The organism is Erythrobacter sp. S57(2025), assembly GCF_057365055.1.
The window spans coordinates 2,356,195-2,369,183 of sequence record NZ_CP200299.1; the positions used below are offsets into that span (position 1 = coordinate 2,356,195).

The following is a 12,989-nucleotide window of genomic DNA, read 5'->3' on the forward strand; positions in this document are numbered from 1 at the left end:
CTTTGGAAGGCCGCATACTGCCCCGCCCAAGCACTCGGTTCGTCGCTCGTGAAGGGCACATGGACCGCATGTTACACGGTCCTAGAGCAAAAAAACTCGCCCGGTCCAATGACGCCTGATGACCCGCGTTTGAGAGGGAGAATTGCGTCACAAACATGCCCACGCCATAGCGGGCCAACCCCAGGTAGGAAAACACCGGCTTTCTCGCTTAATCCCTGAGGCTATTCGAGAATTCGACGAGCGACACACAGCAGGGATGGCAATCAATCGCATCCGGTGTATGCCCTTCCACGCATTTAGGGGTAAATCAGGTGGGGCTGTCAGCTCAATGAAAACTTGGATCAAAGCGCATCCGATCATCACGGGGATCATCGCCCTTGTTCTGATCCTTATCCTCTGGGGCCTGCTTACCCCCTCCACCCGCGATTACGAATATGTCGCGGAGGAAGCCTCAGAAGGCGAAGTGACCCGCGTCGTTTCCGCAAGCGGCACTTTGCGCGCGCTCAACACCATCAATGTCGGCGCAGAGGTTTCAGGCCAAATCACCGCCGTCTATGTCGATTTCAACTCGCCCGTTCAGGCAGGCCAGTTGCTGGCCACCATTGATGACACCCGCCCGCGTGCCCGCGTCACGCAAGCCCGTGCGCAGGTGAATTTGGCAAGAGCGAGCCTAGCCCAAGCGCAAGCCGCCATTGTACGATCACGCACCGATGTTGAAGTGCAGACCCGCGAGTTTGAACGCCGCAAGGAACTATCCGAAAAAGGCTTCGTATCGGCAGCGGGATTGGATCAGGCAGAAAATCTGCTGGCCACCGCCAAAGCATCGCTCAGCACAGCCGAAGCCCAAGCGCAAAGTGCGCGCGCACAAATCGCGCAGAGTGCAGCAGAACTGGAATCGGCCCAGCTCGACCTGTCGCGCACGCGCATTATCGCTCCGACAAGCGGTGTGGTGATTGATAAGCTGGTCGAACCCGGCACCACGGTTGCGGCAAATTTCCAGACCCCGAACCTCTTCACCATCGCCGCTGACACCAGCCGGATGCAGGTGGAGGCTTCGGTGGATGAGGCAGATATCGGTCAGGTCCAACAGGGCCAGTCGGTCCGCTTCACGGTCGATTCTTATCCCGAAGACACCTTCGTCGCGGTCGTCCAGCAAATACGGCAATCAGCCACACAAGCGGGCAATGCAGTCAGCTACCTCGTCATTCTGGATGTCGACAACGCCGATGGCCGCTTGCTCACCGGCATGACTGCCAATGTCGATATCATCACCGGCAGCCGCCAGGACGTGCTGCGCGTGCCGATTGCCGCCACACGCTTCATCCCGCGCGAGGAAGACCGCACGCCAGAAGAGGAAAGCGAAACCTTCGCCGATGAAGTGAAGCAAGTGATTGTGTGGGTGCCGGGCGAGGATGCCTATGTGCCTGTGCGCCGCTCGGTCAAAACGGGGCTGCAAGGCGAAGAGTTCATCGAAATCACCGAAGGGCTTGAGCTGGGCGATGAAGTGCTCATCCGTTCGCGCAGTCTGGATGAGGCAGAGGGCGAAGGCGGGTCGTAATGGCACAGGCAGCCAAACGGCGCGCACCCGACGACACCGGAATACCGCTGGTCGAAACACGGGGCCTGCTAAAGACCTATAATCTTGGCGGGGAGACGATCCATGCCGTCAACGGCGTCTCGCTCAGCATCGCGCGCGGGGAATATGTCGCGATCATGGGGGCGAGTGGGTCGGGTAAATCGACCTTCATGAACATGATAGGCTGTCTTGATGTGCCAAGCGATGGGCAAGTGTTGATCGACGGCACACCCACAGCCAGCATGTCGAGCGATCAGCTGGCCAGCATGCGCAACGCAAAAATCGGCTTTGTGTTTCAGCAGTTCAATCTGCTCGCCCGCACTTCCTCGGTCGACAATGTCGCGGTGCCGCTGATCTATGCCGGAGTGAACACGGTGGAGCGCCGCGCGCGCGCCACGCAAAAGCTGATCGACATGGGGTTGGGAGATCGGCTGCTGAACACCCCAGCCAAGCTTTCGGGCGGCCAGCAACAGCGCGTCGCCATTGCCCGCGCGCTGGTGACAGAGCCGCTGATGTTGCTCGCTGACGAACCGACGGGCGCGTTGGATACGCGCACCAGCGGTGAGATTATGGCGATTTTCGAGCGGTTAAACGCTGCCGGGATCACTGTCATTGTCGTCACCCACGAAGATGAAATCGCTGACCATGCCAAACGCCGGATCGAATTTCGCGATGGCAAAGTGATCGAGGATCGCTTGGTCGAAAATCGCATTGTCGCTAATGCAGACATAGCTGCTGCCGAACCCCTTACGGAGGGCGCGGAGTGAGCGAGGTCGAACAAAGCACTTCGCGCGGGCGTTTCTTTGCAAGCTGGGGCGTCAATATCGCCATCGCGCTCACCGCTTTGCGCACCAATTTGATGCGCTCCATCCTCACCATGCTGGGCGTGTTGATCGGGGTGTTCGCGGTGACGATGGCGGTCGCGGTCGGCAATGGCGCGAGCGAGGCGGTGACGGAGACGATCAACCGCTTCGGCTCCAATATGGCGATCCTTGTGCCTGCTCCTGATGATGAAGAAGGCGGCCCGCCCCGGCGCAGCAATATTCGCGGGCGGCTGACCACGCGCGATCTGGACGCGATTGAGAACGAGGTGCCCAATATCCGTGCGGTCGCTCCGCAATTGCGCCGCCAGCTCGATCTGGTGGTGGCAGGCGGCGCGACGTCGACCGATGCCGTCGGCACAACGCCGGGATATGGGCAAGTGACCAGCCAGCTCGCGGATCGTGGGCGCTATATCACCATGGCTGATGTGCGCTCATCTGCGCGTGTGATTGTGCTTGGCCGGACAGTGGCAGAGGACTTGTTCGGCGAGTTTGATCCAGTCGGAGAAACCGTGCGCGTCGACAATGTACCCTTCACCGTCATTGGCGTGCTGGAAGAGAAAGGGTCGACGCTGGGCGATGATCAGGATGACACGATGGTCATGCCAATCAGTACGATGCGCCAACGCTTTGTTGGTGACACTTTGCCCGGCCCCGATGACCTGCAACTCGCCTTTGTTGCCTTTCGCGAAGACGCCTCGCTCACTCAGGGCAAAGAGGACATCGTGAACGTGCTCAAAGACCGATACCGGGTGAAACCGGGAGAGGTATCCCCCTTCACCGTGCGCACCACCGAGGAATTTGTGGAGCAGAGCAATTTTGTGACCGGCATATTGCAAGCGGTGTTGGTCTCGATCGCCTCCATCTCTCTGCTGGTGGGCGGGATTGGGATCATGAACATCATGCTGGTAAGCGTGACAGAGCGCACGCGAGAGATTGGCCTGCGCATGGCATTGGGCGCGCGGCGCAGCGATATTCGCAATCAATTCCTGGTCGAGGCTGCCGTTCTGTGCGTGCTTGGCGGCGCCGTCGGCCTGGTGCTTGCGTGGCTCGCGGGAGCAGCGTTGACCGCCTATGCCGATTTCCCCGTGCCGGTGGGAATTGGCGTTGCGATGGGCGCGATCATCTTTTCGGCATTTATCGGCTTGGTCTTTGGCGGTTATCCCGCCGTGCGCGCATCCAAACTATCGCCGATTGAGGCGCTTCGGACAGAATAGCAGGGCGGATTCTCACTCTCGGCTACTCAGCCTTGCATAGATTGCCTCGCGGATCGCCTCGACCGCAAAATCTCCCTCGGGTGGAGCATTGTGAACCTGCGTGTTGATCAGCCCGATTAGCCCCGCATCGGTATCGACCCAAAAGGCCGTCCCTTCATAGCCGCCGCCAATCCATAGACCGCCAGCGCCTTGTTCGCCGGTTGAGAGCAGCCCGCTATTCACCCACAGGTTCCAGCCATTGTGGCCCCACTCGCTGTCCAATTGCGTGTGCGGGCTGGTGAGCGCCTCGACCGTCATCTCATCAAGAATGCGCACGCCATTGGCCTCACCCCGGCCCAGCAACATATGCAGGAAATCGGCATAGGCTGCGGTGGTGGCCGTCATCCCCTCACCGCCCAAATAAAGCTCGCTATCAGGGTTATAGCCCGGCGGGGGGCTTGCGAAGATATCGAGCTCACGCGGTTCGCCCAGCCGCAAAACCCCATCTTCGCCTACAAAGCGCGGATAATGCGTCTCGCCTTCGGGCAAACCATAGCGAAGATCGGTAATACCCAGCGGCCCTATCACCCGCTCCTCGACTATATCGGGTAGGCTTTGTCCTGAAGCACGCTCCATCACCAGCCCGAGCACAGTCGTGTTGGTGCCATAATAATACCCCTCGCCCGGATGCTGAACGAGCGGGAGTTTGGCCATACGCGCGATCAAGTCTTCGCTGGAGGTCGCCTGCGCCAATTCCTGCGCGCCAATCAATGAATTGAGGCAGGGCGAACCGGTCACACCATAATAGAAACCAGCCTTGTGATTGAGCAGATCCCTCACGGTCATGACGCTGTTGGCAGGAGCGGTAGCAGGCGGGCATTGAGCGTTTGGCTCCTCCCCCTCATCCCCCGGTTGTGGGGGTCCGGTGAGATTTCCGAAAAGGCTTTCCCCATCAGGCGTGACTGCAACCTCCAGCCCATCAAATTCCGGGATATACTTCGCCACCGGATCATCAAAGGCGAGCATGCCGTCTTCGATCATATCAAGCGCTGCAGTGATCGTGACGATCTTGCTCATCGACCAGATGCGCAGCCAGCTTTCTCCGTTCACCACCTCACCCGGCACAAGCTCAGGATTGTTGGCGCCGTGTTCGTACACGACATTGCCATCGCGGTCTTCGACCCTGACACAGAGCAGCGGGAACACGCCGCGTGTCACATAACCCTCAACCATCGCGTCGAGCGCCTCAGTATCATCAATCTGCGGTTGAGCGGCGACCGGGGCTGCTGCGCACAGCAATGCAATAGACGAAAGTGCGCGGATCATAAGATGCTCCCCAATAATTTGAGTTTAGTTCAGCTCCGCAGCGCAATGCTTTTGCAAGTACTGCTCATGCGTTGGCAGGGTATCGACCGCGCGCTCAACCAATGTGCGCACATTGCCCAGAAACTCATTCAATTGCGCATCGCTTAAACCATTTGCCATTGGGTCATGGCCGGAAGGCTGCACCCCTTGCCCCAACATCACCTGAGCCCAGCTTGCCTCTCTGAACAGATCATCGGCATCGCGGCCAATCCGGCCCGATGATGCGAATAGAGCCTGTTTATGCGTCAGGCTGTCTGGCACTTCCATATTCTTGCAATAGCGCCAGAACTCTGAATCCTCGCGCTCCGTCTGGTGGTAGTGCAGGATCAGAAAATCGCGGATCTGTTCAAATTCTGCGGCGCAGCGGCGATTATATTCCGCGCGCTCAGCATCGGAATTTTCGCCCGAGGGAAACAATTGTAGCAACCGGCTGACATGCGATTGGATCAGATGGATGCTGGTCGATTCAAGCGGTTCCAAAAACCCGCTCGACAAGCCAATCGCTGCGCAATTGTGCGACCAGAATTGCTCTCGGCGACCGGTGGTAAAACGGATTGGGCGCGGGTCTGCCAGTGGCTTTGTATCAAGGCCGGCGAGCAACGTTTCGCCCGCTTCATCATCCGAGATAAAGTCGCTGCAATAGACATGCCCATTGCCTGTGCGGTGCTGCAAGGGAATGCGCCATTGCCAGCCTGCGCTCTTGGCGGTCGCTCTGGTATAGGGAACGATGGTCTCCAGCCGCTCACTCGGGACAGCTTGCGCGCTGTTACAAGGGAGCCAGCGAGACCAGTCCTGATACTCAACGCCCAGTTCCTGGCCCAGCAGCAAGGCGCGAAAGCCAGTGCAGTCGATAAAGAAATCGCCCGCTATTTGCGCGCCGCTATCCAGCGTGATTGAGGTGATGTCGCCGCTTTCGCCATCGCGCGCGACGCTTTGCACGATCCCTTCGCGGCGGGTGACACCGTGCTGCTCGGAAAAGGCACGCAAATAGGCTGCGTAAAGGCTCGCATCAAAGTGATAGGCATAGGCAAGCCCTGTCATCGACGTGTTGCCGACCCTATCGAGCTTGCCAAACTTGGCGTGCGTGGCGGCGTGCTGGTGCAAAGAGTAGTGCCACAAATCCTTATCGTGGCCTGCGGCCTTGGCGCGGGTCCAATATTGGTGAAACGGCACGCTCGCCAAATTCATGCCCGCATCGCCAAATGTATGCAGATAGCGCGTGCCCACCGCGCCCCAATCGACAAATTCAATGCCCAGTTTGAACGTGCCATTGGTCTTCTTCACAAAGTCGTGCTCATCCAGACCAAGGATCGTGTTGAGGCGGATGATTTGGGGGATCGTCGCCTCGCCCACGCCAACCGTACCAATCGCATCGGACTCGACCAGAGTGATATCCAGCGTCTTGCCGTGCAGCCGCGAAAACGCAGCCGCTGCGATCCAGCCAGCCGTTCCGCCCCCTACAATAACGAGTGTCTTTGGCGCCTTGTGGCTCACTTGCCTCTCATCCTTCTTTGTCCTTTGGCCGGAAGAACGCATTGATGGTCAAGCGCCCCTTTTGCGGGTCAGCTGAAAACTCGCCCGCATTGTTGATCAGCCCAGAATGCAGCACATTGCCGCGATAGAATACCGCCTGATTAAACGCACCTTCGGCCTCATATATACGCTCAAAATGCGGTTCGCCGTCTGTGACATAGGCAGGCTTTGGCATTCCATGTTGGCGCACATCACCTTCTAGCGCGGCACGATAGGCGGGAAAAGTCTCGTTGGTAAGCGCCTCCAGCTCAGAGGATTTGTGCCGGAAAAACCCTGTTCCGCCGTGATCGCTGCGATGCAGATAGAGCATCATGGCAAGCTGACGCGGATCAGTGCCATCGACATGCGGGAAGCACTGCATCGGTATCAATTGCGCAGGCGGCGTCGTCACAATTGAGAACCACGCCTGCATCTCCCAGCCATGATCCGCTGCGCCAAAGCCCGCATCCAACATCGGCGACAATGCATCCAACCAGTCCACGCACACCTCATCAGGCAGTGGCGAACGGACGCCCGGATACTGCGGAGTGATTTTTGCAAATTTTTGCAAAGATGCGGCCTGAATCGCGGCATCGGGGTCGCTCATGAGGGCAGGAATGCTGACAACATCATGATTTTGCGGTGAAAAAGTTCCAAACTCCGCATCCGAAACTGAAATTGACCAGTTTTTCATTGTCAGATCAGTCGTCCCAAGCGGCCCAAATACACAAATCAGGCTACCAAAAGCGATCAAGCATGCCAAATGATTAGGTGTAATCATCTGATTTATAGCATTAAAAAAGCAACACCGCATTCTGCCAGACAGAGAAAGGACCAGATCATTGCAAAATCGCGCATTTGAGTAAGTCAATTGTGTGACATGCTCGCCACACTATCGAGTAGGCGCGCAGGGATTGCAAAAAACGCAAATATACGAAATCGCTAAATATCTGTTTTTACTACCTTTAATTGACTTATCCTGCGGGAGTCGTGGAATCGTGAATAGTTGATTTACGGATCGAATTTTCTGCTGTATGAAAAAAATTGCAAACACGCACAGATCGTGATGCGTCGGGGAGGTACTAAGAATGGGATTTAAGCGTTACTCTAATCATGCTCGTCTGCTGTGTGGTGCAGCTACGGGCCTCGCCATGGTGGCAGGCGCTGCGCCTGCATTGGCACAAGATAATCAAGACGATACCGAAGTTGCAGAGGGCGACGGCAATCAGATTGTCGTCACCGGCATTCGCAGCGCTATCGAAACCTCGCTTGAGGCAAAGCGCGATGCGACATCAATCGTCGAAGTGATCTCGGCAGAGGATCTGGGCCAGCTCCCTGATCTCTCCATCGCCGATTCGCTGGCTCGTCTGCCGGGCGTTACCGCACAGCGTGTGCGTGGCCGCTCGCAACAGATTTCGATCCGCGGTCTTGGCCCGGACTTCTCACTCGCGCTGCTCAACGGCCGCGAAGTGGTTTCAGCTGGCAACAATCGGGGGATTGAATTTGATCAGTTCCCATCCGAGCTGATCGGTCAGGGCATTGTTTATAAGACAGGCGACGCAAGCCTGGCTGCCATCGGTATTGCTGGCGCGGTTGACCTGCGCACAGTTCGCCCGCTGGATTACACCGACACACAGCTCACCGCTTCGGCAACTTATGTGTTGAACGACAGCGGTTCGCGCAACCCAGACTTCGCCGATGATGGCTATCGTTTCTTCGGTTCATATATCGACCAAAACGAAGCGGGCACTGTGGGTTGGTCGCTGGGCCTGACGGTTCAGTCAAACCCAACGCACTTCATCTCTCGCGAGCTGAAGACCAACCAGTTCCAGGTATCGCGCGATGCGAACGGGCTGATCTATCCATCAGACAACCCACGTCAGGGCGCGGTCAGCCGCGAATTTGAGCGGACGTCTGTTGCTGGCTCGCTCCAGTTTGAACCGACTGACGATTTCTCGTTCATGGTCGATGCGTTCTATACTGACACGCAGGATTCGGGCATTTTCCGCGGCACCGAAACGCCAATCGCTTCATGGAGCGGCGCTCAGTTCGAAGGCGCAACGGGCGCAGGTCCATTCGCTGATACCGCTGAATATTCAGCCGTCGTTCCGATCCTTCGGACCGACACCGAAGGCAACGAAGCGCAAATCTTCGCGATTGGTGCCAATCTTGAGTTTGGCATCACGGACAGCCTCAGCTTCATGGTCGATTATGGCTTCTCGACGCTGGATCGCCGGGATATCGATTACGAATCCTACGCCGGCACAGGCCCTGCTCGTTCAGGCGCTCAAGACACGCTGAACTTCACCTTCCGTGAGAACGGTGAATATTCAATCGACGGTCTGCTCGACTACACCGATCCATCCAATGTCCTGCTCACCGATCCAGGTGGCTGGGGCCAGGTCGGCTTCCTTAAGCAGCCGATCATCGATGATGAGCTGAGCCAGCTGCGCGCTGAAGCCACTTATGAATTTGGCGGCGGACTGCTCGACAACATCTCATTCGGTTGGCTCTACACCGACCGTGAGAAGAACTTCGATTCCAACGAATCCTTCCTGCGCGCCTCCGCGGCGTTCACGGGCGGTTCGCTGGCGGTTCCATCGGGCTCCATCATCGGTTCTACGGATACAGGCAATCTGGGGCAGAACATTCTGGCCTATGATCCGTCACGCTTCCTGACAGATGGCACTTACACCGTTGAAAAAGCCACTTTCGACACCGAATGGGTCGTGGGTGAGGAAGTTCACAACTTCTACATTCAGGCCAATATCGATGGTGACCTGGGCTCAATCCCTGTGCGCGGCAATATTGGACTGCGTTATGCGGATACACAGCAATCATCGACCGGCACAATCGGCGGCGGTTTCACCAACACCGTCAATGAAAGCTATGATGACTGGCTGCCTAGCCTGAACCTGAGCTTTGAAGTGGGCACTGATACGTTCATCAGGCTGGCTGCTGCAAAGACCGTGACACGTGCACGGCTTGACCAGATGGCGGCGAACCAGAACATCACCTTCAACCCGCTCAGCTGCACAGACACAGATGGCGACCAGTTCCCAGACACTGTCATCGGGTTCAATCCGCCATCATTGGTCTGCTTCAACCTGAGCGGCGGCAACCCGTTCTTGCAGCCATACGATTCGCTGGCATTTGACGTGTCGGTAGAGAAGTATTTCTCACCCGGCTCTGCAATCATTGTCGCAGCCTTCCATAAGGATCTGTCTGACTGGATCATCGACTTTAACGAGTTGATCGATCTTGAGCAGCCGATCAACAATGCTGGCTTCGGCGGCGTGCTGGCGACTGCGCCAGAACTGGCGACGGGTACATTCAGTGGGCCAGTGAACTTCGCTGACGGTTCTATCACCGGCATCGAAGGCACAATCCGCGTCGACTTTAGCGATTTGAGCCCTGCGCTCGAAGGCTTCGGTGGCTTCTTCAGCTACACCTATGCCGATGCCGAAGTTGAAGACCAGAATATGGCCTCACTGCCCATCCCTGGCTATTCTGAGAACACCTGGTCTGGTGACATTTTCTACGAGCGCAACGGCCTTCGCGCCAAGCTCGCAGCGCGTTACCGCAGTGGGTTCTTGTCTGAAGTCCAGAACTTCGATGGTTCATTGAGCGGTGCGGATGCGCGCAGCGAAACGATCCTCGATGCGCAGATCGGCTACACGTTCCAGAACGAAAGCGGTCCGCTCGAAGGGCTTGGCCTTCTGTTCGAAGTGTTCAACCTCACCAATGAGCCTTTCGTCACACAGAACGATCTGTTTGATGCAGGCGGCAATGAAGTGGGCACGTTCCCAAGCCGCCACGAGGTTTATGGCCGGACGTTCAACTTTACGATCCGCAAAAACTTCTAAAAGAGTTGGGTCGCAACTCTCCCGAGGGGCTCGCTGGAAACAGCGGGCCCTTCTTGTTTGGGGCATGGTGTTTGTCGGTTGTGGTTGTGCGGTGCGCTCAAACGGCGAGCGGGGAGGCGCAGTGTTTGGCCAGAAAGTCCGCGTGGCTCGGCATTTGCTCGACCGCTTGGCTCATCGCCTCTGCCACCATCCGCATCCGCTCTGATACGGGCACACCGTCGCGCATTGCGGTGATGGCGGGTGCTCTTAGCGGCTCGATGTCCTGCCCTAGATAGACCGCGATCCAGCTGGGGTTTGCAAACAGCTCGCGTTCATCGGAAACGAGCAGTCCGTAATTGCGGAAATGGTCGATCTTATATTGCAGCGTCTCGGGTATCTCCATCGCGCTGCAATAGCGCCACAGCTCCGCATCATCGCGCGCGGTTGCCTTGTAATGCAGGATCAGGAAGTCGCGAATGCGCTCATATTCAACCGTCGTCTGCGCGTTGTACTCGCGTGCGAGCAGCGGTGACATTTCGCTATCAGGCAGCAGCGCAATCAGGCGCAAAATACCGTATTGGATCAGGTGCAGGCTGGTCGATTCCAGTGGCTCCATAAAGCCCGCTGAAAGCCCGATCGCCACGCAGTTCTTGTCCCAAAACTTGCGGCGTTTGCCGGTCACAAATCGCAAAGTGCGCGGATCAGCTTGAGGCTCTCCATCAAGCGAGCTCATCAAGGTTTCGGTCGCCTGATCCTCACTGATAAATTCGCTGCAATGGACATAGCCATTGCCGGTGCGATGCTGCAGCGGGATGCGCCATTGCCAGCCCGCCTCTTTGGCGGTGGAGCGGGTGTACGGGGTGATTTCAGCTTGTTTGGCGCAAGGCACAGCAACCGCGCGATCGCAAGGCAGCCATTGCTGCCAATTCTCATAGCCCGCCTCTAACGCGCCTTCGATCAGCAATCCGCGAAAGCCGCTGCAATCAACGAAGAACTCGCCTGCAACTTCGGCACCGCTGTCGAGCGTGACGCTTTGGATAAAGCCATCTTCGCTGCGCTGCGTGACATCGACCACCCGGCCTTCAACGCGTTTAACCCCGCGCGCCTCTGCCATGCGCCGCAGGAATGCTGCGTAAAGTCCTGCGTCAAAGTGATAGGCGTAATCGAAGGTCGACTGGATCTTGCGCCGGTCTGCCTCTGGATGGGTAAAGCGCCCAGCCTTTGCCATCGCCCAGCACATCGAGAAATCGTCAATCGCGCCGTCGATATTGCCGGCCAGCTTCTCGCGCATCCAATAATGGTAGAACGGGACTTTATCGAACTCCGCCCCGTATTGGCCGAAGGGGTGGAAATAGGAATGCCCTTTTCGCGACCAATCGACGAATTCAATGCCGAGTTTGTATGAGCCTGCGGTTTCCTTGAGGAAGGTCGCCTCATCAATGCCAATGCGTTGATTGAAGGTGCGGATCGGGGGAATGGTTGCCTCACCCACGCCGACAGTGCGGATGGCCTCGCTTTCAATTAGGGTGATCTGGCAGGACTTACCCACTGCATCTGACAGCGCTGCAGCCGTCATCCAGCCTGCACTGCCCCCGCCCACAATCACGATGTTGCGCAAAGGGGCAAAGCCGCTGGTCATCTTACCCACCACAGCTTTCACGGATGAGCAGGCTGGTCTCAAGCCGCTCAGAAATGGCTTGCCCGCCATGCGTGTCGATCAGTTTGGAAACCAGCATGCGACCTGCCAAATTGGCGTCTTGGTCAATCGTGGTGAGCCGCGGCGTTACAAGGCGCGCCGCAGGGATATTGTCATAGCCAACGACCGAAACATCATCAGGCACAGACCGGCCCGACTTGCTCAATGCGCGGATTGCGCCAATCGCGATTAGGTCGCTGGCGGCAAAGATCGCGTCGAATTCAATGCCACGCTCAATCGCAGAGCGAGCCGTGGATTCGCCCGATTGCACATCGAAATGCGCGGGCAGAACCAGGTCTGTATCGAGCGCAATTCCGGCTTCTTCCAGCGCCAATTTGTAGCCGCGATAACGCTGCTCAGCCTCAGGCGCCTCGGTGTCTCCAAGAAACAGCACGCGCTTGCGCCCCAATCGCAACAGATGCGATGTGGCGCGCCTGCCGCCTGCGACATTGTCAGACCCGATCGTGCAATAGGCCGCGTCGGCAAAATCCGCACCCCAGACCACAAACCGGTCCGATCCATCAGCAAGTGAGTTGAACGCATCGTGCAGGGAGCTTTGGCCGATAAAGATCATGCCCGTAGCCCGGCTTGTCGTCATGGCAAATTCAAGGTCTTCGGCCGAGCGCGGGAACACATGGCTGATCACCAGGTCAACTTTGCGCTCGCGCGCCGCTTCCGCAATTCCGGCCAGCAGCTCGAGGAAAAACGGGTCCGCCACGCGGGTTTCACGCGCTTGGGGGGCTGGAACGATGACGGCAATAGTCGCCTCAGCGCCAACTGGGCCGTTGGGCATATGGCTACGGAAATCATAGTCACGCGCGCGCGCAATCCGCCAGATTTCCTGCTTGGTCCGCCGCTTTACCGCAGGACTGTCATTCAACGCTCTGGAAACGGTCGAAATGGACACGCCAGCCTGACGCGCAATATCTTCTAACCGCGCATTCTTCTTTGCCTTTAGACCGGCGTCGCTCATTGAAT

Annotated in this window: 9 protein-coding genes; 4 read left to right on the forward strand and 5 right to left on the reverse strand. The window is 57.5% G+C overall.

The genetic code is table 11. From position 1 onward, the window contains the following. Nucleotides 1–328: 328 nt before the first annotated feature. From AC0V6N_RS11265 to AC0V6N_RS11275, 3 genes are read left to right on the forward strand one after another with little or no spacing between them, the layout of a single operon-like run. On the forward strand, nt 329–1,558 hold the full coding sequence (locus tag AC0V6N_RS11265; protein WP_486171643.1) for an efflux RND transporter periplasmic adaptor subunit: 1,230 nt from the start codon (nt 329–331) through the stop codon (nt 1,556–1,558). Beyond that, nucleotides 1,558–2,343, forward strand: coding sequence for an ABC transporter ATP-binding protein (locus AC0V6N_RS11270; RefSeq protein ID WP_486171644.1), 786 nt, complete (start codon nt 1,558–1,560; stop codon nt 2,341–2,343). Before AC0V6N_RS11265 ends, AC0V6N_RS11270 begins: the two co-directional genes overlap by 1 nt. Further along, on the forward strand, nt 2,340–3,614 hold the full coding sequence (locus AC0V6N_RS11275; RefSeq protein WP_486171645.1) for an ABC transporter permease: 1,275 nt from the start codon (nt 2,340–2,342) through the stop codon (nt 3,612–3,614). The genes AC0V6N_RS11270 and AC0V6N_RS11275 overlap by 4 nt, the downstream gene beginning before the upstream one ends. A gap of 12 nt (nt 3,615–3,626) precedes the next feature. Here AC0V6N_RS11275 and AC0V6N_RS11280 read toward each other — a convergent pair whose 3' ends face one another. From AC0V6N_RS11280 to AC0V6N_RS11290, 3 genes are read right to left on the reverse strand one after another with little or no spacing between them, the layout of a single operon-like run. Then, on the reverse strand, nt 3,627–4,919 hold the full coding sequence (locus tag AC0V6N_RS11280; RefSeq protein ID WP_486171646.1) for a serine hydrolase domain-containing protein: 1,293 nt from the start codon (nt 4,917–4,919) through the stop codon (nt 3,627–3,629). A 24-nt stretch (nt 4,920–4,943) separates the two neighbouring features. Further along, nucleotides 4,944–6,452: a tryptophan halogenase family protein gene (locus AC0V6N_RS11285; protein WP_486171647.1), complete on the reverse strand. Its 1,509-nt coding sequence runs from the start codon at nt 6,450–6,452 to the stop codon at nt 4,944–4,946. A gap of 7 nt (nt 6,453–6,459) precedes the next feature. Further along, nucleotides 6,460–7,164 carry a DUF6445 family protein gene (locus AC0V6N_RS11290; RefSeq protein ID WP_486171648.1) on the reverse strand — a complete coding sequence of 235 codons (705 nt, stop codon included), beginning with the start codon at nt 7,162–7,164 and terminating at the stop codon, nt 6,460–6,462. A 394-nt stretch (nt 7,165–7,558) separates the two neighbouring features. Between AC0V6N_RS11290 and AC0V6N_RS11295 the strand changes: the two genes are divergently transcribed. Next, on the forward strand, nt 7,559–10,336 hold the full coding sequence (locus AC0V6N_RS11295; RefSeq protein ID WP_486171649.1) for a TonB-dependent receptor: 2,778 nt from the start codon (nt 7,559–7,561) through the stop codon (nt 10,334–10,336). Nucleotides 10,337–10,433: 97 nt separating this feature from the next. Here AC0V6N_RS11295 and AC0V6N_RS11300 read toward each other — a convergent pair whose 3' ends face one another. Further along, nucleotides 10,434–11,954 (reverse strand): tryptophan halogenase family protein, encoded by a 1,521-nt coding sequence (locus tag AC0V6N_RS11300; RefSeq protein ID WP_486172477.1) that lies wholly within the window; start codon nt 11,952–11,954, stop codon nt 10,434–10,436. A 1-nt stretch (nt 11,955) separates the two neighbouring features. Beyond that, the gene (locus AC0V6N_RS11305) at nt 11,956–12,984 is read right to left on the reverse strand and encodes a substrate-binding domain-containing protein (RefSeq protein WP_486171650.1); all 1,029 of its coding nucleotides are present in this window, start codon (nt 12,982–12,984) and stop codon (nt 11,956–11,958) included. Nucleotides 12,985–12,989: the final 5 nt, after the last annotated feature.